The following is a 24,552-nucleotide window of genomic DNA, read 5'->3' as shown; positions in this document are numbered from 1 at the left end:
TACGGGGTTTTTGTATAGCCTGCGACTTTTTAGCGCTGCGTTTTAAATAGTTATGTGGATATTGTAAAATTCGGGTCTTGCTGCAAATTCTGCCAGTGCTTTAGAATCAGCTCTGCGGCATCTCTGGTGTGTATAGGGCCTGGGAAACCCAGTTGTGTGCAAATTCTGCTGACAGACGGCGGCTTTAGGTTTGCTGCTTTCATTACTTCCATATCCCGGAATATTTCTTCAGGAGAACCGGTACGGATAATTTTGTTGTTAGCCATGACAATTATTTTTTTACAGTTTTCTGCCACAAATTCCATGTCGTGGGTGATTGTAATCACTGTCTTTCCTTTACTGTGCAGATACCGCAGAATTTCTATAAGCTTACGGTTTCCTTCCATGTCCTGCCCGGCTGTCGGCTCGTCGAAGATATATATGTCAGGCTCCATTGCTAAGACTGCCGCTATCGTCACAAATTTTCTCAGAGACAGCGGGAGATTATAAGGGTTTTCTTCTCTGTATTCTTCCAGTTTGGTGCGTTTCAATGCCTCTTGTGTGCGTCTTATGATATCTTCCTTTGTTAATTTCATTCTTTTGGGAGCAAAAGCTACTTCTTTTTCCACGGTTGCATGAAAAATCTGTTCGTCAGGATTTTGAAATACATAGCCAGCTAATTTGGAAATTTGAGCCGTAGTGTAGTCTTTGGTATTCCGATTGCCTATAAATACATCGCCCTGCTGCGGTTTGAGCAGCCCGTTCAGCATTTTTGCAAGTGTAGTTTTACCGGCACCATTCTTACCAATGACGGCTGCGTTTTCCCCGCTTTTTATGTGGAGACTGATATCATCTGCTGCCAGACTGCCATTGGGATAAGTATAGTTCACTTTATTTAGAATAATTTCGCTCATATGCCGCCCCTCTCCCGAAATGTCCTCTGTATCAGATTTACTGCCTGTTCCTCTGTTACCGGAATCCGGTCAAGTGGAAAACCCATCTCTTTTAAAAGGTTTCCAAGTCTCGCAGCCTGAGGCAGCAAAACACCCGACTTAAGAAGTGACATGTCAGACAGAAGCTTTGCTGTCTCTCCGGATGCAGCCAGGCGCCCCTTATGAAATACAAGTACCTCGTCTGCATATTCTGCGACGAGATCCATCTTATGTTCAACTAGTATGACCGTTTTCTTTTTTTGCTTTAAGGCATGAATAATTGCAAATACGCTTTCTGTTGCTTCCGGATCAAGCTGGCTTGTGGGTTCGTCTGCTATCAGAATATCAGGGTCCAGTACGAGTACGGAGGCAAGTGCCACTCGCTGGATTTGTCCTCCGGAAAGTTCAAGCGGATTTTTTTCTGCCAGTTCTTCAATTTCTGTCAGCTTCATTGCATCCACTATTCTCTGTTCCATTTCATCAGGCCTAATGCCGAAATTTTCAAGTCCATATCCAACTTCTTCGAATACCGTGCTTTTCACTCCGCTTAACTGATTAAACGGATTCTGGAATACATAGCCGATCTTAGACGCAAGATCACCGCCATATTCTGCGATGTCTTTTCCTTCAACCAGTACTTTTCCGGCAAGCTCCCCCTGATAAAAACCGGGAGCAAAACCACGAACCAGAGCACAGAACGTCGTTTTGCCGGAACCATTTTCCCCAATCACACCATATACTTTTCCCCGCTCAATCCTGAGATTAAGTCCGCTGACAGCGGGTGTCTTGGTCAGGGGGTAATAATAAGTTACACCCCTCATTTCGATTATAGTATCCATAAACAAATCCTCCCCGCCAGTATGCTGCATGTTATAACGGCGGCTATAACCTCAGCAATCTTCTCATATCCGCTTCTTTGTACCTGAAACAAATGGGTTCTCTTGCCAGGCATGGAAAATCCCCTGGCTTCCAGTGTCAGCACCCGTTCTTCGGTTCCAATTACCGAGTTCAGGATTAAAGGGATCAGCACCGGAACAAATGCTTTTGCACGGATTAAGATATTCCCTTCCGTCTCCACACCTCTTGCTTTCTGCGCATTCATAATTATTTTACTGTTTTTTTCCAATACTTCTATCATCTGCAGTGTGGAGGTAAATACAAAGACTGCTTTATAGTTCATGCCAGAATCCTCAAGCACGCTTGCGATCTCTCTGTTCTCTGTGGTCTGAAAGATCCATACAAAAATACCGGCAATATTAAGTATCATAAAAGATAAGGATATGCCTGTCTGAAGTCCCGTTTCATATATTGTAAGCAAGCCCAGCCGGCAGACCAGTTCGCCCCCGGGGACAAAGAAGGTTTGTACTAATAAGATAAATAATGCAATAAATGTAATTGTTTTCAATGCCTTCCAGCTTTCTTTCATTACCCCGCTTAACTTACATAAGATTAATACAGTCAGAAATTCCGGCAGCAGCAAAAGAGGCAGCAGGACGTCTGTGAATTTTAAAGTACTGATGATATATGTGCAGACGATATACAGTACGGCAATTCGCAGCTTGGAAGCCGGATATAATGCTGCAAGCTTATTAGATTTGTAAATCTGTATTCTTTCTGTGTATGTTTTTTCCATAATAGACCATCCTTCTCTTTGCAGGCATATGATCCTTTCAATGATCATGCGCTTGTATTATATAATTTAATACGCTGTTGATACAGAGGAATATTTTAGCAGATACTGACCCATAATCCGGTCAGGGTACAGTACTATATGGATTCTGTTACGTTTCTTTGATGTAGTATTGTCCGCAGAGGAACTTGATGAGAGTCCTTTTTGGTATCACTCTTAAGACAAGCCAGCAGATGATAAAGGAGATGATCCGGTCCAACACGGTAAAAATGCCTTCCGTTCCGAAAAATGCAGTCCAGATATTCGCCCCGGCTGCCATTGCTACAGCCGTGATAATGGATGTACCGCCCCCTGTAATTCCTCCGTATAGAAGAACTACCACCGGAGCGGCTGCCAGAATGGACACGGCTGACAAAATAAGAATGGAAATAATCCATTTCCACCACACGGTGAACATTCTTTTTTTAGCTAAAAAGCCAGCCGTGATACCAATTATGACACCCACAGGGAGAAAGGGAAAATTAGAAGGATTGGCAATCCCGGCAACAATGTTGGACAGCATTCCGGTGACAGCCGATACCCAGGGGCCGCAGAGCATAGCGATGAAAAAGGTTCCGATTGCATCCAGATATACAGGGAGCTTTAAGATCGCTGCAAGCTGTCCACCCACAAAGTTTACTGCGACACATACCGGTATCATTAACTGCGCCAGTATGGTAAAATCATCTTTGATAGAACTGGTTTTCCTGCTCATCCTTATCCTCCTCCTTATGGGTTTATTGGGGTTTCCCCTTGTGTTTACATTGTTTTACAGCTTTTCCCTGGCCCCGTAAGATGTGTATTTTGTGATTCTCTTTGAGGGGATGCTTATTCTACTTTTAATGTCTTGTAAATGTAGTTTTTATACTTATCCGCATACAGCTTGCTGCAGATGTATACATTTGGTTCTTTTCCTGAGAAATAATTTACATCAACCAGAACAGTACCGTAGCTTGGTCCGTTGGATGTATCTACCTCACAGAAGTATTTATTGCATTTCTCAATACACTCCGGGTAGAGCGCAGCTGCCATTGCGGAAGGATCAGCCATATCCAGATAGGCATCTCCAAATCGTTCAATATTCATCTCCATCAGATTTTTGTTGCAGTCAATTGCAAATTTACCCAGTTTGCTTCCATTTCTGATTTTTTCGATCTCCCGGGGGTTCAGCATACAATCACCAAGGCATGCATCCCAGCCAACATATATGATTTCTTTAAGCCCGGATTCCGTAACAATTTTTGCGGCTTCTGCATCCTGCCAGATATTAAATTCTGCTGTTGGCGTAACATTACCTGCGCCGAGTCCTGCCGTTCCCATAATGACGATGCGTCCTGCCTTCTGCATTGCCTCATAATCCAGACGGATCGCAATTGCAAGATTGGTCAGTGGTCCAAGTGCTATAATATCAATTTCCCCAGGTTCGCTGTCTCTTAAACACGCAAGCATCTCTAATATTCCGTTTCCATCCTGAACTTTTAATCTCTCGGGTACAAGTCCAATGTCCCCCATACCGTCGTTTCCATGTGTTTCGTGTGCGTATACCAGCTCTTTTAGGAGCATTTTATCTGCACCCTGATATACCGGCGGCTCATAGGTTTCTGCATATTCAATAGTAGTCAGTGTATTTATCGTAGCCTGAACAGCATTTACATTTCCGGAAACGGTTGAAATCATTACAATTTCGTATGCAGGATCGTTGAGTGCCATGGCAATCGCCATTGCATCGTCTGATCCGCAATCTGTGTCAATGATTATTTTTTTCTTCTGGTTCATAATTATAATCTCCTTATATTTTCTGATATTTTAAATAGTGCTACATAAATCTACAGAACGGTTACTTTTTCTTTATCCTCTGATGTAATCAGCTTTAAGACTGCTGCAGATGCGATGCACACTGCCAGCATAATTAACGTAAATTTAAATGAGAACCCGATACCCAGCCTGGATATAACCATTCCTGTAATCACCGGTGTCAGGAAATCAGCGATGCCGCTTGCAGTTGCTACTAAAGAGCTTGCCACGCTTACACGTTTGGAATTAATGCGCGTTGCGATGGCTACGATGACACTGAAAAGGACGCCCAGGAACAAGCCTGTTATAAATAATCCGATAAAATAAAACTGTGTAGTATTTACGATCATGGAGACTGCAATTGCGGCAAATGCTCCGATACAGTTTATTAACAGGACGGTCTGGCTTTTGATGTATTTTAGTACCCATATAAATACAAACCCTCCGATGACACATCCCACATTATACACAGTGAGCATAAATGCCCCGGAAGCCTCTGAGCTTCCCATACTCTGTGCAAAGCTGGATATATACAGCCCCAGAGTACTGGAAACTGCACTAAATGCAGCAACTACGGTAAAGATACCGGCATATGCAGTCCAGGTCTTTTTTACATAGAGAGGTTCGATGTGTTCTTCTGCACCTTCCCCCTGCACAGTTTCTTCAATTTTGGCAAAGGGAATGCATGCCAGCATAATGACAGCAACTCCTGTCAGTACAAAATAGCACCAGTAGAAGGGCAGTTTCCCTGTCAAAAGTACTCCGATTAAAAATGGTGTCACAAAGGTTCCAAGGCCAAACAGCCCTTGTCCTCCGCTCAGGGAGCTTGCATAATTTTTCTTAAATACAACACTTAATAATACGGGGCATACTGCGTCCTGGGTTCCCATGCCGACTCCCCCCAGGAATGCAAATACCATACCTGCATAAAAATTAACGATTAACGGGATTCCCAGCAGGAAGCTCGCTGTCAGGATAATGCCTGCGGCCAGTACCTTTACCGGTCCCAGCTTCTCTGTCATTCTACCTGTAATATATACAGTTAAAACTCTTCCCAGTGCATAAGCCGACCCCAGCAAAACGACCTTTTCTAATGTCATCCCATACATTTCAACCAGCTGGGGAAGACTGCTGCCCACCAGTACACAAGTTGCGCCTGTGAGAAAATACATGGCAAATGCCAAAAAACCAATCACCTTATATCTCGTTTTCATCTCGCTGCTCCTATTCTTTTTTTATTTTAGTTAAAGATATCCGGATATATTTTGTGGAATTACCACAAAACTTTTTCTAACTTGACATTAATTTACCACAGCTTTACAATAATAAAAATGACAAGTGTCAGTTTTTTTGAGATTTTGACGAAAGGAGTAATAAAAACATGATTTATAATTCAGAACGGATACTGGAAATTATTCTGGAACAAAAATATAACCAACAGAACCCGCTTATCTCGCTGTCTGGAATGGCATCCAAAGAAGATCTCCTGATTTTTGAAAAAAACGAAGCTATACTGAGCCAGAAAGATCCCCTGGATTACTTTTATTTCCTGATCAGCGGCAGGGCGTCTGTCTGGAATCAGATCTCATGGAATGAAAATAATGTCATAGAATATCTGAGGCCCCTTGATATTCTGGGACTTGTAGAGTATCTGAATAATATCAACTATTATACTGCTTATGTGCTGGCTGAGTGCAAATGTATTGTTTACCGTATTCCGGTGGAGCGGTTTATCCGTATTATCCAGAATAACAGCAGGCTGTGCTTTCAGACACTGACTGTGATGGGAAATATTACGGCTGCCAATATGGCATGTGCTGAAAAAGGAAATTTATTTAACTCAAAGGATATTCTGGGACATTACCTCTATTTACAGGCGTGCCACCAGATTCCATATACATGTACCCTTACAAGAGCGGTGCTGGCTGAAAGGCTTCATATGAACCTGAGAACGTTGTATCGGATGGTGGCTTCCTTAGAGGAAAATAACTATCTATGTATTAGAAAAGGTAAAATCAGGATTGAAAAAGAACATTTTCAGCTGCTGTCGGAGCGGTATGGGGATATTATTATATAAAATTGGGGGTTGTATTCCATCTACTGCCGGCACAGCCAGTGAGGGTATGGAGATACTATCATATAAAATTGGGGGAGGGGGTTGGAAAATAAGCTGGGTCTGGCTGTTACCAGAAGCTTTGAAGGTCAGGAGCATATTTGGAAAGAGCAGGAGGCGGCAATAACAGAAGATTGCCCGCTGCTCTTTTTAGGATGCAATGCTGTGATATAAAGCTGGTTTTCCAGCATGATGGGAGTCTCCGATATGGGAGCCAGTTTTAAGATACGCTCAGAACATATGTATATTCGAATAATCCAGTTGATCAAACAAAGTTCTGGTGGTCAAAATATTCTTTTCTATAATCAGCGGATCCAGCCCGGCTATCCGTACGGATATGGTAGAGATCAGCTCAACAATGCGCTCAAACCGGTCATCGGTTTCCTTAAATTCTGCCAGTTGGTCCAGCAGTACTTTGTGCGCGCCGTATTCTGCAATAGCACAGAGATAATAATCTTCCGGATTCATGACGGTATTTAAATGATGTAAGGCAGAAACCTGCAGGCTTCGTATACTGTCATGCAATTCTTTGGGAGCCAGATTCAGCCTGCTGACTTCATAGTAGAAAGCTTTTGCTTTTGCATCTTTAAAAATCTGAGTGAGTGCAATCTTCATTTGGAGAATATGAAATTGCAGCTCATTTTCAATGTGGGTCGGTATCAGAGCGTTTAGTAACCGGTCAATGGATGAAAAATATTCCAGATACAGCCTGGCTGCAAAGTCCGGTTTTTTATAATAGTAATTTACAAGTCCATGAGGAACATCTGCTGCATCCACGATCATACTGATGGTGGTATTTTTATATCCGTTTTTATACATCAGTTCCTTTCCAATCTGGAAAATATGCTCCTGTGTTTGTATTCCTTTTGTATATTGCATAGAATCACCTGCCGCTTTTTTATCAGTTTATCATAAAAAACACTTGTAAGAATAGATAAAAATTTACAAAAATTTTTAAATACATTGTAAGATATAGACAAAAAATGGAATAGATGTTATAATAAAAATTGTATAGAAGCGGAAAAATACAAAAATTAAATGCGGGTGTTTAGCGGAAACAAAAAAAGGGATGGAGGTATTGCAATGAATGAGCAGGGAAAAAAGCTTGGAACGTATTTAAAAGTCTCCTATGGTCTGGCTGATTATGGTTTTATGTTTATGGTTACAATGTCAAATACTTTTTTACTAATGTTCTATACGGATTATGCAGGTATCACTGCGGCAGCAGCAGGTACCCTGATGATGGTTGGCAGGATTATAGACAGTATCAGTCCGCCGATTATCGGTGCGGCAATCGAAAAGAGTAATCTGCGCTGGGGCAAGTACAGATCATGGGTTCTGATAGGCGCTCCATTGATTTTGCTGCTCAATGGGATTATGTTCACAAACAATTCTATGGATATGATTCCTAAAGCAATTACAGCGTGCATTATATATGCGGCATTTTGTATCGCTACGAATATTGCTTATACAGGCTATACCTCATTAAGCTCTTCTCTTACGGATGACCCGAAGGAACGTGTACATTTGTCCACTTTCCGTGGACAGGGTGGTGCCATTGGTAAAATCTTTGCGGGATTTTTCATTCTGCCACTTATTGTATTTTTCGGTCATGGAGAAGAAAATGTAGCTGGATTCACCTGGACAGCATTTCTGGTTGGACTGATCTGCTTCTTATGTTATATGAATCTGATCTATGCCTCAAAGGGAAAAGATATTCAGAATGAGCCGGTAAAAGTGAATGCGGGAGCCCAGGAGAAACTGAAAGTAGGGCAGATGGTAAGCCTTGTATTCCATGACCGGAATCTGCTGTTGTTGTTCTTTGCAGATATTACGAGAATTCTAAGTCTGCTGATGACCTACGCGATGTTCCCTTATTTCTTCCAATACGTAGCAAAAAATAAGGATGCAACTTCTACATTTTTTGGTATTGTAAACATATTGGCATTAGTAGGGGCTACCAGCGTTCCGCTTATAACCAAGTTTTTATCCAAGAAAAAGGCTTATATGGTGGGCAATATGATTTTATCCGTCTGTATGCTGATTTCAATCGTTTTTAGCAGCAATATTACATTCATTATTATTATGATTTCAGTCGGTTATCTGGGATATTCCTGGCCGAATGTTGTAAATATCAATATGTATGCGGATACCGTTGATTATTGTGAGTGGAAAACCGGGAGAAATGCCCGTGGTGTATATTTTTCCCTGTTCCAGCTGTCTATTAAGATTGCAGCAGTTTTCAGTACGGCAATCGCAGGCTTCGGTCTGTCCATCGTTGGGTATGTAGGCGGAACAGAACCAAGCACTCAGGTAGTAACGGGTATTCGGTTTATGGCAATGGGAATGCCGGCAGCATTTTTGATTATCAGTACGGTGCTGATGTTCTTCTATGGACTTACCCCGGCGAAGATGGATAAGGTAAGGGAAGAGTTAAATGCAAAAAGAGCAAAAGCTGCAAAATAGAGGTAGAGATGGATGGCTGGGAGATCATTTGTAAATAGCGGAGGAAAGGAGGCAGTTTGAACAGCCGTTTTTAAAATAAACTATTAACAGGTAATGACAGGAGGTTCTATATGAATAATACGGAGGAATTAAGAGCGGAACGGAATCAGATATTTCATGATGTATTTGATAATAAAATTCCAAAAAGAGTACCAATTAAAGTAAATCTGGGCCTGGAAGTAATAGCGGGTTACGCAGGCATAGACGGAAAAGAGGCAATCTGGCATCCGGAATTATTAGAGAAGGCAGCAGACGAATTATGCCGTCTGGTTCCATCGGATGTCTGCATGTATGGCGGAACAATCCGTATGCCGATCGCTTATCAGGCATTGGATTCCAATAATTTTAAGATGAATAAGGCTGGTCTTATGCAGCACCCCAATACGGTTGGGCTTTTGCCGGAAGAGTATGATGAATTTATCAAAAACCCATATGACTGTATCATTGAAAAGGTATTGCCCAGAAATTACAACGGGCTTGATTTCATAAAGGACCCGGGGCGGTCAATGATGGCGCTCTATCAGGGTCTGGCATCAAAGGACCGGTTTATGATGCAGAATGGTGCTATGATGGGGAAACTGATTCAAAAATACGGATTATATGGTATGAGTCCGGTATTTACTTCCATGTGTTATGCGCCTCTGGATATATTGACTGACAATATGAGAAGCTTGAGTGCGATGTGTATGGATATCCGAAGAAGGCCGGATAAAGTTCTGGATGCAGTGAATGCAGTATATACGCTGAACTACAAGGCAGGTCTTCCGAAACAGATTTCCAATTACGGGCATGTATTCTTCCCGCTTCATCTGGCTACTTATATGAAGGAAAAAGATTTTGTGAAATTATGGTGGGAGCCATTCTTACGCCAGGCAAATGATTATGCATCTCTGGGACTCCATATCAATGCATTTTGTGAGCATGACTGGATGCGTTATCTGGATTATCTGTATGAACTGCCTACGGATACTTATCTTTCCTTTGAAATGGGAGATGCAAAGCTTGTGAAAGAAAAGATTGGCAATAAACATATCATTTCCGGTCTGTTCCCGTTATCGCTGCTTCGGACGGGTACCAAACAGGAATGTATTGACTATGTAAAAGAATTCCTGGATATCATGATGCCGGGCGGCAAATTCATTTTTGGATTTGATAAGGGAGCACTTACCTTTAATGATATCAATCTGGAAAATCTGATTGCAGTTTGTGAAACGGTAAGGGAATACGGAGTATATCAGAATCCAGGCGGTCAGGCTGGTCTCCAGTTTAATAAGGAAGACTATGTACATTCTGAGCTTGCTCCGTTTGAGAGTAAATATTACCGCAGCTGGGAGAAGTATCTGGAGATGAATCCATATACGCCAGAGAGTGCTAAGGATATTGTGATGGATCTGGAGGATGAGATACTGCGTTATGTCTATCTGTTATGCGAGTAAATCAGAAGACAACAGTAAATGGATTGAGAAAGTAGAATATACCATATAACAAAATGAATCGTATTGAGAAGATATAGTAAAACTGCGGAAAAACAAAGCGGGAACAGGAGGTATGTTATGTTTGATTATGATAGTTTAAAAAATGCAATGGCTGATTTAGAGGAGGATCTTGTACTGGAAATATTAGAACAGGTCATGGCAGATGGCGGTGAAGAAGCCCCGGAAGCAATGAAGGCTTGCCAGGAAGGAATGAATGTGGTTGGAGAGCGGTTCGAATCCAATGAGTATTTTGTATCCGACCTTATCTTTTCCGGTGAACTGATGACAGAAGCAATGGATATTATCAAACCAGCATTAGCAGCAGCTTCTACTGAAAAAGCCGGCAAAATGATTTTATGTACTGTGGAAGGGGACCTGCATGATATTGGGAAAAATATTGTTAAGGCCATGCTGGAAGCCGGCGGTTTTGAGGTAGTGGATCTGGGAATTGATGTAGGGGCAGATGAAATTATCCGCAGAATGAAAGAGGATAATATCCAGATTATTGGATTGAGCGGAGTACTGACACTGGCAATTGATTCTATGAAAGCAGTTGTTGATGCATTGGAAAAAGAAGGTCTGAGGGATCAGGCAAAAGTAATTATCGGCGGGGCTCCGGTAACAGGAAAAGTATGTGACATTGTAGGGGCGGATGCCTGGGCGATAAATCCGGCAGATACAGTGAAGACATGTACGGAGTGGGCTAAGAGTGCATAATTTTAAAGTTTAATAAGAATCAGATAAGATCAAATAAAAATCAGATAAGCATCAGATAAGCATCTCCCTGGTATGAAATATTACCGGGGAGATTAATTTTGCACCCTCCAAATTTTGCTCCCCCCAAGTCGAGGTTCTTATTGTCATAAATTCTGTGGGTAAACTGGAATTCTGCTGAAGTTAAGATTGACGAATGTATGTTCGGTGAATTATAATGAATGATAACAGACATCACAGGCAGGAACGTAAAATTCATCCAAAGGAGTAAAAGATCATGGAGCAAATGACACTTTTTGATGACAGAGAAAAATATAATCCTCTGGCAAGCCGTCTGCGGCCGGAAAAACTAGAAGAGTTCCAGGGCCAGCGGCATCTGCTGGGGGAAGGAAAAGTCCTGCGGAGGCTGATCGAACAGGACCAGGTATCTTCGATGATATTCTGGGGGCCTCCGGGGGTTGGGAAAACCACATTGGCACGTATTATTGCAGGACGGACAAAAGCAGATTTTATTAATTTCAGTGCTGTGACCAGTGGTATCAAGGAAATTAAAGAGGTAATGATTAAGGCTGAGGCCAGCCGGAAGATGGGAATTCGTACGGTTTTGTTCGTGGATGAGATACACCGCTTTAACAAGGCTCAGCAGGATGCTTTTCTTCCATACGTTGAACAGGGCAGTATCACGCTGATCGGTGCAACGACGGAAAATCCGTCCTTTGAAGTTAACGCGGCGCTTCTGTCCCGATGCAAGGTATTTGTCTTAAAGGGGCTGGTAGAATCAGATCTGGTGCAGCTGCTGCATAATGCGCTGAGCAATCCCATGGGGTTTGGGAATCAGAAGGTCGCTATTGAAGAACATCATTTGCGGGCAATCGCAGGATTTGCCGACGGAGATGCCAGAACTGCCCTCAATACTTTGGAGATGGCGATTTTAAACGGTGAGATGAGTGCGGAGCAGGTCACTGTGACCGATCAGGTTATGGAGCAGTGTATCACGAAGAAATCACTCCTGTATGATAAGACGGGGGAGGAACACTATAATATTATTTCGGCGCTCCATAAATCCATGCGCAACAGTGATCCGGATGCAGCTGTTTATTGGCTTATGAGAATGCTGGAAGGGGGCGAGAGCCCTCTGTATGTGGCGAGACGTCTGGTCCGTTTTGCCAGTGAGGATATCGGCATGGCTGACAGTAATGCCCTGCAGGTGGCAGTGGCGGCATATCAGGCCTGCCATTTTAACGGAATGCCGGAGTGCGATGTCAACCTGTCCCATGCTGTCGTTTACCTTGCAATGGCTCCGAAATCGAACAAAATATATGCTGCGTGCAATGCTGTCAAAAGAGATATCCGTGAGCTTCCTGCCGAACCGGTACCGCTTCAGATCAGAAATGGCGTTACAGAACTGATGAAAGATCTGAATTATGGGAAAGATTATGAGTATGCTCATGATACAGAGGAGAAACTGACAAGGATGCAGTGCCTGCCGGACAGCCTGAAGGATCGTACTTATTATGAGCCCACCGGGCAGGGAACGGAAAAAGAGATCAAAGCACGGCTGGAGGAGATTAAGGAGTGGAAAATGAAAAAATAGGGTTGTCGTATCGTCCCATAGTATTTATATCTGATCTGCACTTTGATTTTACCAATCAGGAATTTAATCCGGAAGCAGCAGATAGATTAAAGGAAGAGTTTCTATCATTTATAAAAGAAAACTACGGAAATTGTCTGTTATGTCTGGCAGGGGATTACTTTAACGACTATAGAAAGACTCTGGGATTTATAAAGGAGCTGGAGAAGAATAAAATCAGGGGATTTTGCGTCCTGGGAAATCATGACTACTGGAGTCAGTCCCCAAAAAGCTATCAGGAGCTGATTGCTTTATTTGATACTGCAACAAAGGAAAATCAGTATTTCAGGCTGCTGATAACGGGCAGAAAATATTATTATGATGATCTCTGTGTTATTGGCGATACCGGATGGACAAGTTTCAGACGAAGGGTGGGAGGTGACATCCCACTGGAGCAATTTACGGAATTGCCGGATGCGTGTATGGTAAAAGGTTTTCACCCGGAACAGATAAAGGAATTTCATGGTAACTGGGTTGCGTTTGCAAATGAGGTCGTATCTGCGGAAGAAAAGGTTTTGATTCTTACACATTTTCCAATGTTTGATTTCACAAGGGAAGATACAGACTGCTGGTGGAGTTCTTTGACCGGTCTTAAGGCAGAAAACAGCTGGAATATTTTCGGACATACCCATCATAAACAGATACATTGTTATAATAACGTGTCCTATCAGATTGGCTATGAAAATAAATCAGCAGAACAAGTAGCGGGTGAAAGCCGTTATTCATCCGAACTGTTTGGCAGGTTGGAGAGAATCTCCGGCAGCAGCGGTATTGCATTAGCGAAAGAGAGTATGATATCCGCTTTCTTTTCGCCGATTACCGTTACGGATACCATAAGGGATATTGAGATGGTTACCCAGATAAAGACCCGGGGTTTTAAAAGATGTGCGGCAAATAAAAAGAATTTTGCAGCATTAGCGAATGACCGAAGCAGTTATCTGAAACAAGTCATGGAAATTCTGAATGGCTGCCTGGAGGGAAATTTTTGTGACTATGTTGTGACGGAACGGTTATCTAAGTACATTGTTGAATCTGTATTTGCGTCCATTGCGGTTTTGGAGGAAAATGATTTTAGCGATATCAGGGCGTTCGTTACCGCGGCTGTTATAACCGGTTACGTCTATAATAATGTGCCACATATGATAGAAGACATGCGTCCGCTTGATGACTATGATGTAATTCGATTCTGGCTGATGTTTCTAACCATTAAAAAATATAATATTGGCATGACAGATATTCATTCGGTAAGAAAAGACAGGAGCAATTATATCGCGTTTCAGAATGTTGATATTTATTTGCCAGCGGTTAATAATATGGTTATGCCGGCAGAGGAAGTACTGCAGCTTATGCAGAAAAATTATCTGGGGACGGATGGATTTCATGTATTTGTGGAACCGAAATAGAGAGAAAGCAATAGATGGCTAATATATTATCTAATACTTGATAAAATATCAGAAATGGGATAAAATATTAGCTATGAATATATATCATTTCAATCAAAAATCACCCGGAGAAATTAATAAACTTATTGCGGAAAGAATACGCAGAATCCGAAAGCGGAGAAAAATATCACAGAAAAAATTGAGTGAAAAATCAGGAGTAAGCTTAGGTTCTGTGAAGCGGTTTGAGCAAGAAGGGGAAATATCATTGATTTCTTTAACGAAGATAGCGATCGCACTTGAAATTCACGGAGAACTTGAAAATTTATTTGAAGAAGTTCCGTTTTTATCCATTGTGGAGATTATAAATGAAGGAAATTAAAAAGCTGAAAGTTTTTTATCACTGTAGAAAAGTTGGAACTATGGCGGGGATCGTCCGGAGGGGAGCGTGTTTACATGTTTCCTGTTTGTCATAAATGAAAAGAAGAGATATGGGGAACGAATAAATGATTGATTTTAGTGATTGCACTTTAAGCGGGATATTATATTCCGGGAGTGAAAAAAAGACCGGAATTCTGTATCATGATGAGGCGTATATGTTGAAGTTTAGGAAAGTAGTAAACGGTCAACCTTCTTATAGCCATATTTCTGAGTATCTCGCCAGCCATATTATTAAAACAACAGGCTTGGATGTGCATGATACACTATTAGGTATCTATAAAGGACAGGAGGTTGTGGCTGTAAAGGACTTTACTGCTGGAACAGGGGAAACATTAGTGGAATTTTCATCTACAGGAGATTCTTCTTTTGATACGGAGAGAGAAAAACATACGGTATATAGTTATAGAGAAATTGAATATCTTTTGGAACAGCGTACAAAAGTTATTGCGAGACAAGAGTTAATACGAAGATTCTGGGAGATGTTTATCGTAGATGCATTGATTGCAAATCTTGACAGACATGGCTATAATTGGGGGTTCTTAAAAGGAGTTACAAGTTACAGACTGGCACCAATTTATGACAACGGGTCCTCTCTTTTTCCACGGCTTCAGGATGAAGAGCTTGACAGGATTTTGAATAGTCAGGAGGAAATGGATAAAAGAACTTACCATTTTCCTACATCACAGATTCTTCTGGATGGGAAAAAGTCATCTTATTATGACGTAATAAATAATGGAGATTTTGTAGGCTGTAAGAAAGCAGAAAAGAAAATTACAGATAAAATCGATTTTAAGAAAATAGATAAATGTATTGATGAAACTGCATTTATCAGTGAGAATAGAAAAGATTTTTACAAATTAATTTTAAGATATCGTTATAAACATATATTTCATAAAGAGGTAGAATAGATGTTGCAGAAGGATGTTATTGATGCAGTTCCATTAAACGAAGTAACTACACCCATTTTGGAAGAGCCGGATTATAGCAGAATCGCAGATATAAAGGCGGTATGGAAAGAAAATAAAATACCTGTTGCCAGAATAACTTATGAGCATTTCTGGAATGAGGAGTTTCAGTATATTATAGAGCCATACTGGGAAACAATTGATAAACTGGCAGATGAGGAACCGGGAGCATTTCTGGGAATTCCGGGGATTGATATGGATTGCAGATATCGTAAATATTACAGGGTAAACCATGTCCCGGCATTTATATTACAGAGGACGCCACCGAAGAACAGGCAGGATGTAATGGAGATGATGGAAGCAGTTGGATTAAATTATTATGATCCATTTGAGTGGCTGATTCGGACACCATATAAGGCATCACAGGATAATCTGGTGGTGGAAGAGTAATAACGCAGATGAAATAGCATAGTAACAATTTGATTCATAGGAGCCGGAAAGCAATTAATAATCGAAAAAATTGCGTTCCGGCTTTTTTTGTGCGCATTTATAAAATGCCGCCATAACAAAATAAGATAAATAATCCAACCCATTTGATAAAAATGAACATTGAATATTTCCATCCATAAAATATACTTAAACCATTACTAAGAAAGCGAGGGAATCCGGAGCGTGTGTAAAATTCATTTCCGTGATCTGCATGTACCAGTTTGCGGACAGAGAGCAGTTTCAAACATACCCGGGCAAAGAAATGGCAAACTGATTCAGCGGAATCAGCCATTAACAAAACTGGAGAGGAGATTACAATGAGGAAAAAGCAGGTTTTATGGAAAAAGTTACTAAGCGGTTTTTTGGCTGTTACGATGGTTCTCGGCAGCGTGGCGCCAATGCAGGCAAATGCAGAAGAGTCTGGAACACAGGAAGAGGCGAAGAAGACATTACTTTATTTTGTTGATGCAGGTGATCATGATGTGACTACGGTATCAGAGGGGGATGAGTTCGGAGCATGGAATACAGTTACGGACCATGTCTTTGGAGAAGATCCCGGCACAGGCAGAATGTGGGGGATAGATGATCCCGCAGGAGAAGTTTCAGAAGAGACATATCCGGTCACGGGTGTCTATACGAAACTTACATGGGCAAATGAGCAGCTGGCACAAGATGGTGTTTCTAAGGAACTCAGTTTCCGTTACGGAAGAAACCAAAATGAAAATGGAATCAAAGAGCTTTACGTAGATTATAAATTTGAACTTCAGGCAGGCAAGACCTATGATGTGGAAGTTGGAGTAGGCAATAACTGGGGGAATTCCAGCCCGGTAGAAGTCTACGCAAACAGAGGGGAAGAATCAGAGCAGCATATCGGAAGCAGCGGTAACATTCCCAAGAGTGGCAATGCCGTAGTGAAAGGTGAAGCAACGGCAGATGAAAATGGCTATCTGAGTGTGGATGTGCGTAAATCAGATGAAGTAAAAGGGAAGACAATTAATGTTAACTGGATTCGGATCTACACCAGTGAGCCAATTCAGGATGCGGATCTGGAACTTCAGTTAAAGTTTGACGGGAACGTTTCGGATACTTCCGGAAAAGATCTTCCGATAGCATTGACCGGATCTGAAAATTACATAGAAGGAATGAATGGAAATGCACTGCAGTTAGATGGGAAAACTTATCTGAATCTGGGGAACAGCGCGTCCCTGCAGCCGTCTATGCTGACTGCGGCATTCTGGGTAAAAGCTCCTGAAGCACTGGGCAAGGGCGAGCATATTATTATGTGGGCAAAGCCCAACGGTAATTACGCAGGAGAAGGATGGTATCTGTCCAGCCTGAGCGATACAGTACCGCTGAAGTTGTCTGTTGGAACTTCGGTAGGTGGTGGACAGCCTATGGAGATATCGGTAGAGGATGACAGGGATCAATTTTTCCCGGTGGATGAGTGGGTATATGTCACAGTGACTTATGACAGTGAGACAGGAGCAGCCTGTATTTACCGCAATGGGATTCCACAGGAACTGACATATAATAACAAAGGAAATAAAATTAACGGAAATGATTCAGATTATAAATATCTGGGATTTAATTCTCCAAAATACAACGGTGGATTTGCAAAACTGGCATTTGATGATTTTGAAATCTACAGCCACTGTGCCGATTCAGAAGAAGTTTCTGCATTGTACCACCGCTACGGGGGGATTTATACCGATGAAGAAATCGTGGATAAAGATCTGGCATTGTTAAATCCGTTTGTAAATACGGATACGCTGGTTCATGATGTAACGCTTCCGGATGCCGGAAGAAATGGAAGTGCCATAACCTGGAACAGCAGCAGGGAAGAAGTCATTTCCAACCAGGGACAGGTGGTTCGCCCAAATCCCGGAGAAGAAGATGCCCAGGTAATCCTGACAGCTTCTGTCACATATGGGGATGTGACGAAAACAAAGGAATTTACGCTGAATGTTCCGGCACTGACAGAAAACCAGTTGTATGTAAGCTATGATATGACGGTACAGGACGGTATGCTGGTAGACAAACAGGGCAGATGCAATGCACCCCTGGCCGGAATGAATGAAAGCAATGTAACAACAGATGAAGATGGGGAAAAGAAGCTTAAGTTTACGGGAAATAAAAACCAGTATGTTAAGATTCCTTCCGGCATTATCGAAGATGGAGATGAAAGTATTACCATCGAAATGAAATTCAATACGTCACAGATGGACTTTGCCTGGGTTTTTAATCTGGGAACAAAAGATGTAAATAATTACGTCTTTTTGAATCCGATCAGAGCCGGCGGAGAGGTTGCTTTTACCTTAAAAGCAAATGGCAAAAGTGAGCAGTCCGTGAATATCGGCGGTGCAATAAAACCAGGCGAAGATACAACGGCTGCCATGGTATTCAGTGAAGACCAGACTGCGAAACTTTATCTCAACGGTAAGCTTGCGGGAACTACAAAACACGGATATAACCTGACAGATATTTTAAAAAATGGTGTAAAAAATCCTGAGGATGCTATTGGATATATGGGATTGTCACTCTATGGAAACGATCCGGGATACATCGGAACAATTTCTTATTTTGATGTCTATAATTATGCCATGAGCGATCAGGAGGTTTGGCAGAATTATGCGGATAAAAATCTGGATATGACAGATGAGGACCGGATTGCCGAAGACCAGAAGGCATTAAAGTTAAAAGAAGGAGAACTTACAAAAGAATACCTGGAATTGCCGAAGATGGGACTGAACGGAAGCAGTATACAGTGGGAAAGCAGTAATACCAATGTGATTTCCACAGATGGTACGGTGAACAGGCCTCAGGCAGGAGAAAAGGACGCAGAGGTAATCTTAAAGGCAACCCTGACACTTGGAAATCTTACGAAAGATAAATCGTTCCGTTTTCTTGTTCTGGCAGAAACGGACATCACCGGAATTGAAGAATTTCCATTGGAAGCTGTAGATGTAACAAATGATTACTATGACCAGGTTACCGACAAAGATATTGCTTTTTTAAAGGAATTTGATGCGGACAGGCTGCTGTCCAGATTCCGGGAGACGGCAGGATTAAGTACGCAGAATAAACAGACTTACATCGGATGGGAAGACAGCTATATCGGCGGGCATACCCTGGGACATTACCTGACAGCATGTGCACAGGCATATCTGACAGCGGACAGCGAAGAAGACAGAACCTGGATGAAAGACCGTCTTGCTTACTTAATTCAGGAACTGGAGAAATGCCAGAATGATATAGGAACAGGTTTCATATTTGGTGCGCAGATTGAAGACCGCAACAATATTGAAAAACAGTTTGATATTATGGAAGGAAAAACAGGCGGTGCAAACTGGGTACCATGGTATACCATGCATAAAATACTTGCAGGACTGGTAGACGTTTATAAATTCACCGGAGATGAAAAGGCCCTGAAGACGGCATCATCCCTTGGAGACTGGATTTACAACAGAACCAGCAAGTGGGATGCAGCCACGCAGCGCCGGGTACTGAACATTGAATACGGAGGCATGAATGACTGTCTCTATGAACTTTACAAATGTACCGGTAAGGAAGAGCATGCCAAAGCTGCTCATATGTTTGATGAAGACACCTTATTTGAAAATGTACTTGCCGGAACACCAAATATATTAAATGGAAAACATGCCAATACCACCATACCCAAATTCCTGGGAGCATTAAACCGCTACCGCGCGCTGGATGGGAAAACAATCAATGGAGAAAAACAGGATGCTTCCAGTTACCTGCAATACGCAGAAGCATTCTGGGATATGGTAATTGAGCGACATACCTATATTACAGGAGGCAACAGTGAGTGGGAACACTTCGGCGCAGACAATATCCTGGATGCGGAGCGGACCCAGTGTAACTGTGAGACCTGCAATACTTACAACATGCTTAAAATGACCAGGGAATTATTCAAGATAACCGGAAATAAAAAATACTCCGATTATTACGAGAACACTTTCCTGAATGCCATTATGTCCTCCATAAATCCGGAAACGGGGATGACTACCTATTTCCAGCCAATGGCAGCCGGATATTTCAAGGTATATGCAGATACCAATATCAATAATAACCAGTTCTGGTGCTGTACAGGCAGCGGAATGGAGAATTTTACAAAGCTTGGGGACAGTATTTATTTTTATAAAGATCATACCCTTTTTGTTAATCAGTATCTGAGTTCTGAATTAACCTGGGATGAGAAGAATGTAAAACTGACTCAGAAAACGGCTATCCCTGAGACAGATACCTCAGAATTTACCATATCCTTATTAAACGGAGCTGATAAGGCTGATTTGAACTTACGCCTTTCTGTTCCCTCATGGGTTGCGGGAACGCCTGTTGTAAAAGTGAATGGAGTAGATCAGAAAGCAGAAACTGCCGGAGGTTATCTCTGCATTGACCGTACATGGAAAGACGGCGACACAGTAAGTGTACAGCTTCCAATGGAGGTCAGGGCATTTACACTGCCGGATGATGAAAGAGCATTCGCATTTAAATATGGTCCGGTGGTATTAAGTGCAGAGCTTGGCACAGATGATAAAATGGATCTGACCACCTGCGGAGTAGCAGTTTCTATTCCAAAGACAAAAGTAGTCGGTTCAGAATCAGCCAGCCCCAAAGACGGAAAAAGAGCAGTTCTGGGAACAGAGACCATAGATATTGAAAAATATACGGTAGATGATTTTATGGAAAATATAAATCAATATCTGGTTAAGACAGTGGGAGAAGACGGAAAGCTGTCGTTTAAACTAGAAGGAACGGATCACGATCTGACCTTCTCTACCCATTATCTCCAGCACACACAGCGGTATGGAATCTACTGGTATTTTACAGGTGCAGACAGCAGTGCGGAGGATCAGCAGGCAGCTATATTAAAACAAAAAGAAGAAGGCCGTGCAAACCAGGCAAAAATAGATGTTATTAAGGCTGGTTACGGACAGTACGAAAACGACAATATACACCAATTGGATGATAACAATGGAGCAGGTTCTGTTGGGGGAAGTGATAATGCGTTAAATGGTATGACAACACGTTATGCAGTACCGGGTGGATTCTTCACATACCGGATGATTGTCAACAAAGAAAAGACTAACTACATTTTATGCCAGTTAGCAAAGATTGATAATGGAAAAACATTAAAGATTACAGCCGGGGATCAGGTCATTTACAATGAAAAACTAAATTATTCCGGAAAAGATGCTGTCTATGAAATGAAGATAGAAATCCCGGAAGATGCAGTAAAAAAAGCACAGTCTATTACGGTAGATGATGCTGCAACGGGCACCCGGAAGACTTATGATGTAGTGCCGCTGAAGTTTGAAGGATCGGCAAATGAGGCTTCAGCCCGGTTAGTAGAAGAGATGTATATTGCAACCAGTTACAGCCAGAATGCATATCTGGTTTCCCTGACTCCCAATGTGGGAACTGTGGAAATGAAGGAAGACAGCTGTGTGATTACTGTACCAGAAGAGACACAGGAGGTTGGATTTACTGCTAAACTGGCTGATACCTATGGACTGCTCTATATAAATGACATCCTTGTCAATGATTCTGCACTTCAGAAAATCACACTGGAGGGAGACAAAACAGAAGCTGCGCTGCGGGTATATGCAGAGGATCATGTGACCTTAAAAGAGTATACAGTTATAATTGAAAGAAAAAATGTGGAAGAGGCAGTGCTGGTGAGTCAGATTCTGCCCGGATGGAGCCAGAAAACCATGATCACAGGTGAAAGTACCCTGATCGATGTGAAAGTGCTTCCGGAAAATGCAGCCAATAAGAGTCTGAAGTATCAGTCGGATAATGAAAAAGTTGCAGCAGTAAGCGGAAATAAAATAACAGCGGCTGCACCAGGAAATGCCATCATAACTGTTTCGGCAGAAGATGGTTCTGGTGTGAAAGTATCCTTATCCGTGACCGTAAAAGCTCCGGCACCTAAGCCGGTTCCGGTTAAGGGTATTGCGTTGAATCCAACATCGAAAACAGTAACAGTGGGAGAAATCTTTGCACTTCAGGCACTGATTTCACCGGAAAATGCAAGCAATAAAAAAGTAACATACAGTTCTTCCAATACAAAATCAGTGGCAGTCAATGGAAATAGTATCCTGGCAAAAGAGCCCGGAAAATCTGTAATCACTGTGATGGCACAGGATGGATCAGGAGTGAAAGCATCCATGACGGTTACCGTTAAGCTTGCAGCACCGGGAAAAGTAAAAGCAGTTCAGTCAGGTGCGGAAAAAGTAAAAGTAAGCTGGAGTAAATCGTCCAAAGCAGTAAAATACAATTTATACCGCTCCACAAAAGCAAAAAGCGGTTACCGTAAAATCAAGACGGTTACTTCCTCCGCATATACGGACCGCAAAGTAACTGCCGGAAAGACTTATTATTATAAAGTACAGGCGGTGGCATCCGAGGGTGCTTACAGCAGTGCTAACAGTGCAGCCGTGAAAGCATCTCTTCTAAAAGTACCATCCATAAAAGTGAAGTCCGCAAAAAAGGGCAGAGCAAATATCAGCTGGAAGAAAATAAGCGGGGCATCCGGATACGAGGTTTATATGTCTCAGTATAAATCCAAAGGATTCAAGAAAAAAGCGGCAGTTAAGAAACAAAAAGTGGTATCTGCTTCTGTAAAAGGATTAAAGAGCGGTAAGAAATACTATGTAAAAATCAGGGCTTACCGGACCATTAATGGAAAGAAAGTCTATGGAGCATATTCCAAAATCAAAAGTATAACCATTAAATAGGAAATGAAAAAAGGATTTTAATCCCGTATTAGATTCGGGGTTAAAATCCTTTTGCTGAACAGCGGTTTTTATAACGATAAAAAATCCCACCTTATTAATAAGAAATCCCGTTTCTTTTTCCATTTATTTTTGGCATTACTATTATATAGAAGAATAATTAAAAAAAGTATGAATAGGGAGTGGCAAATATGATCAAGGTATTTTTAGTAGAAGATGAAATTGTAATTCGAAACGGTATCAAAAAAGGTATCCAATGGGAACAGGAAGGGCTTTCTTTTGTAGGGGAAGCATCGGATGGTGAATTGGCTTATCCGATGATCATAAAAAACAAACCGGATATTCTGATCACAGATATTAAGATGCCCTTTATGGACGGATTTGAATTGAGTAAGGCAGTTCTTCGTGATCTGCCGGATACAAAAGTCATCATATTAAGCGGATACGGTGAATTTGGCTACGCCCAGGAAGCGATTAAAATGGGGGTACAGGAATATCTGCTGAAGCCAATATCCTCAAAGCGGCTGCTTGTAGCAATAAAAGAGGTAGCTGAAATTATTGAAAAAGAGCGGGAGGAACGTATGCTGCTGGAAAAGTATTCAAAAGAGATGGAGGAAAATGTAAGAAGAAATATACAGTGTTTCTTCACCATGCTTGTAACAGAACAGGTGCCAATGTCTGCAGCGCTGGAACAGGGGCGTCAGCTGGGCATGGAGCTGAGTGCGGAAAAATATAATATGATTCTGTTCAAAATCCGGAAAAAGGAGCATGAGGCAGAATATTCCGAGGGAGTAGTGGAGGTTTCGGAAAAAATCCAGAGATATGTAGAAACCCAAAGCCATGTATTTGTATATGAGAGAGGTGCGGAGGGGCTGGCCTTCCTGATAAAGGGTGACAGCAGTGAGGAATTAAATGAAAAGATTTCTGAGTTCTGCCATTATCTGGTGGAACTGATCAGTGGATATGAAAATCTGGAATACTATGCAGGGGTGGGGAAGATGGTATCAAGGCTTCGGGAACTGAGAATTTCTTATAATGAAGCGGACAAGATATTTTCAAGCCGCTTTGTGGAAAACTGGAACAGGGTAGTATATGAGGACAGTTATATACCCGGGGCGGTTGCAGATATTGATCTGTTTAATATATATTCTGTGGAGGACTCCAGAAAAATGATCCGACAGTTTTTGCGAAATGGAACACTGGATGAGGTGCAGAGCTTTATAAAGGGATATTTTGGAAATACCAGTCAGGACAACCTGAAATCCTTAATGATGCGTCAGTATATCTGCATGGATATCTATTTCAGTGCAATCGCATTTGGGGAAGAAATTCAGCTGAGCAAAGAAGAACTGGTAGAAAATTGCGGAGAGATCAAAGGATTGAGCGAACATATAGTGGGATTAGATACTACAAAGCAGTATGTACGGGAACTTTTGGAAAATGTACTTCTGCTGAGGGATAACGCATCCGGGCGTAAATATTCGGATATCCTGTTAAAGGCAAAGTCTTATATTACAGAAAATTACATGCAGGAGGATATGTCACTGAACAGACTGGCATCTCATGTGAATATGAGCCCCAGCTATTTCAGCTCGGTATTCAGCCAGGAGTCAGGAATGACATTTGTAGAATACCTGACAGAAGTGCGCATGGATAAGGCAAAGGAGCTGCTGATGTGCTCTAACCAGAAGACTTCCGAAATCGGATATCAGGTTGGTTATAAGGATTCCCATTACTTTAATTACATATTTAAAAAGACCCAAAAA

19 protein-coding genes are annotated in these 24,552 nt (G+C 41.9%); 12 read left to right on the top strand and 7 right to left on the bottom strand.

Features of this window, described 5'->3' with window-relative positions; translation table 11 throughout:
- Nucleotides 1-50: 50 nt before the first annotated feature.
- From RHS_RS25325 to RHS_RS25300, 6 genes are all read right to left on the bottom strand, one after another.
- Nucleotides 51-893, bottom strand: coding sequence for an energy-coupling factor ABC transporter ATP-binding protein (locus tag RHS_RS25325; protein ID WP_047834750.1), 843 nt, complete (start codon nucleotides 891-893; stop codon nucleotides 51-53).
- A complete protein-coding gene (locus RHS_RS25320; protein WP_027295859.1) occupies nucleotides 890-1,750 on the bottom strand; it encodes an energy-coupling factor ABC transporter ATP-binding protein in 861 nt (286 codons plus the stop codon). The genes RHS_RS25325 and RHS_RS25320 overlap by 4 nt, the downstream gene beginning before the upstream one ends.
- Nucleotides 1,738-2,544 (bottom strand): energy-coupling factor transporter transmembrane component T, encoded by an 807-nt coding sequence (locus tag RHS_RS25315; protein ID WP_377138578.1) that lies wholly within the window; start codon nucleotides 2,542-2,544, stop codon nucleotides 1,738-1,740. The genes RHS_RS25320 and RHS_RS25315 overlap by 13 nt, the downstream gene beginning before the upstream one ends.
- Nucleotides 2,545-2,692: 148 nt before the next feature.
- Nucleotides 2,693-3,295: an ECF transporter S component gene (locus RHS_RS25310; protein WP_027295860.1), complete on the bottom strand. Its 603-nt coding sequence runs from the start codon at nucleotides 3,293-3,295 to the stop codon at nucleotides 2,693-2,695.
- Between the two features lie 113 nt (nucleotides 3,296-3,408).
- Nucleotides 3,409-4,356 carry a nucleoside hydrolase gene (locus RHS_RS25305; protein WP_047834749.1) on the bottom strand — a complete coding sequence of 316 codons (948 nt, stop codon included), beginning with the start codon at nucleotides 4,354-4,356 and terminating at the stop codon, nucleotides 3,409-3,411.
- Between the two features lie 50 nt (nucleotides 4,357-4,406).
- Nucleotides 4,407-5,588 (bottom strand): sugar MFS transporter, encoded by a 1,182-nt coding sequence (locus RHS_RS25300; protein ID WP_047834748.1) that lies wholly within the window; start codon nucleotides 5,586-5,588, stop codon nucleotides 4,407-4,409.
- 167 nt (nucleotides 5,589-5,755) lie between these two features.
- On the opposite strand from RHS_RS25300, the gene RHS_RS25295 reads away from it, so the two are divergent.
- Together RHS_RS25295 and RHS_RS31970 are read left to right on the top strand one after the other, a co-directional pair.
- Nucleotides 5,756-6,451, top strand: a complete 696-nt coding sequence (locus RHS_RS25295; RefSeq protein WP_047834747.1) for a Crp/Fnr family transcriptional regulator — start codon at nucleotides 5,756-5,758, stop codon at nucleotides 6,449-6,451.
- Between the two features lie 81 nt (nucleotides 6,452-6,532).
- A complete protein-coding gene (locus RHS_RS31970; protein ID WP_255348116.1) occupies nucleotides 6,533-6,661 on the top strand; it encodes a hypothetical protein in 129 nt (42 codons plus the stop codon).
- A gap of 57 nt (nucleotides 6,662-6,718) precedes the next feature.
- Here RHS_RS31970 and RHS_RS25290 read toward each other — a convergent pair whose 3' ends face one another.
- Nucleotides 6,719-7,366: a TetR/AcrR family transcriptional regulator gene (locus RHS_RS25290; RefSeq protein WP_044293579.1), complete on the bottom strand. Its 648-nt coding sequence runs from the start codon at nucleotides 7,364-7,366 to the stop codon at nucleotides 6,719-6,721.
- A gap of 204 nt (nucleotides 7,367-7,570) precedes the next feature.
- On the opposite strand from RHS_RS25290, the gene RHS_RS25285 reads away from it, so the two are divergent.
- From RHS_RS25285 to RHS_RS25240, 10 genes are all read left to right on the top strand, one after another.
- Nucleotides 7,571-8,953 (top strand): MFS transporter, encoded by a 1,383-nt coding sequence (locus RHS_RS25285; RefSeq protein WP_044293580.1) that lies wholly within the window; start codon nucleotides 7,571-7,573, stop codon nucleotides 8,951-8,953.
- Between the two features lie 110 nt (nucleotides 8,954-9,063).
- The gene (locus RHS_RS25280; protein ID WP_044293582.1) at nucleotides 9,064-10,428 is read left to right on the top strand and encodes a uroporphyrinogen decarboxylase; all 1,365 of its coding nucleotides are present in this window, start codon (nucleotides 9,064-9,066) and stop codon (nucleotides 10,426-10,428) included.
- Between the two features lie 117 nt (nucleotides 10,429-10,545).
- Complete coding sequence (locus tag RHS_RS25275) at nucleotides 10,546-11,184, top strand: B12-binding domain-containing protein (protein WP_044293583.1); 639 nt, start codon at nucleotides 10,546-10,548, stop codon at nucleotides 11,182-11,184.
- A 274-nt stretch (nucleotides 11,185-11,458) separates the two neighbouring features.
- The gene (locus tag RHS_RS25270; protein WP_047834746.1) at nucleotides 11,459-12,775 is read left to right on the top strand and encodes a replication-associated recombination protein A; all 1,317 of its coding nucleotides are present in this window, start codon (nucleotides 11,459-11,461) and stop codon (nucleotides 12,773-12,775) included.
- Complete coding sequence (locus RHS_RS25265) at nucleotides 12,757-14,214, top strand: metallophosphoesterase (RefSeq protein WP_047834745.1); 1,458 nt, start codon at nucleotides 12,757-12,759, stop codon at nucleotides 14,212-14,214. Before RHS_RS25270 ends, RHS_RS25265 begins: the two co-directional genes overlap by 19 nt.
- 73 nt (nucleotides 14,215-14,287) lie before the next feature.
- Nucleotides 14,288-14,572 carry a helix-turn-helix domain-containing protein gene (locus RHS_RS25260; RefSeq protein ID WP_047834744.1) on the top strand — a complete coding sequence of 95 codons (285 nt, stop codon included), beginning with the start codon at nucleotides 14,288-14,290 and terminating at the stop codon, nucleotides 14,570-14,572.
- A 124-nt stretch (nucleotides 14,573-14,696) separates the two neighbouring features.
- Nucleotides 14,697-15,539: a HipA domain-containing protein gene (locus RHS_RS25255; RefSeq protein WP_047834743.1), complete on the top strand. Its 843-nt coding sequence runs from the start codon at nucleotides 14,697-14,699 to the stop codon at nucleotides 15,537-15,539.
- Nucleotides 15,540-15,986 carry a hypothetical protein gene (locus RHS_RS25250; RefSeq protein WP_395023535.1) on the top strand — a complete coding sequence of 149 codons (447 nt, stop codon included), beginning with the start codon at nucleotides 15,540-15,542 and terminating at the stop codon, nucleotides 15,984-15,986.
- 356 nt (nucleotides 15,987-16,342) lie between these two features.
- Complete coding sequence (locus RHS_RS31965) at nucleotides 16,343-22,789, top strand: beta-L-arabinofuranosidase domain-containing protein (RefSeq protein ID WP_395023534.1); 6,447 nt, start codon at nucleotides 16,343-16,345, stop codon at nucleotides 22,787-22,789.
- A 188-nt stretch (nucleotides 22,790-22,977) separates the two neighbouring features.
- The coding region (locus RHS_RS25240) for a response regulator (protein WP_047834742.1) at nucleotides 22,978-24,552 on the top strand (1,575 nt) is incomplete at its 3' end.

It is taken from the genome of Robinsoniella sp. RHS (assembly GCF_001029355.1).
Lineage (GTDB): Bacteria > Bacillota > Clostridia > Lachnospirales > Lachnospiraceae > Robinsoniella > Robinsoniella peoriensis.
The sequence above is the reverse complement of the archived record's forward strand: the minus strand, read 5'-3'. Positions and strand labels throughout refer to the sequence as shown.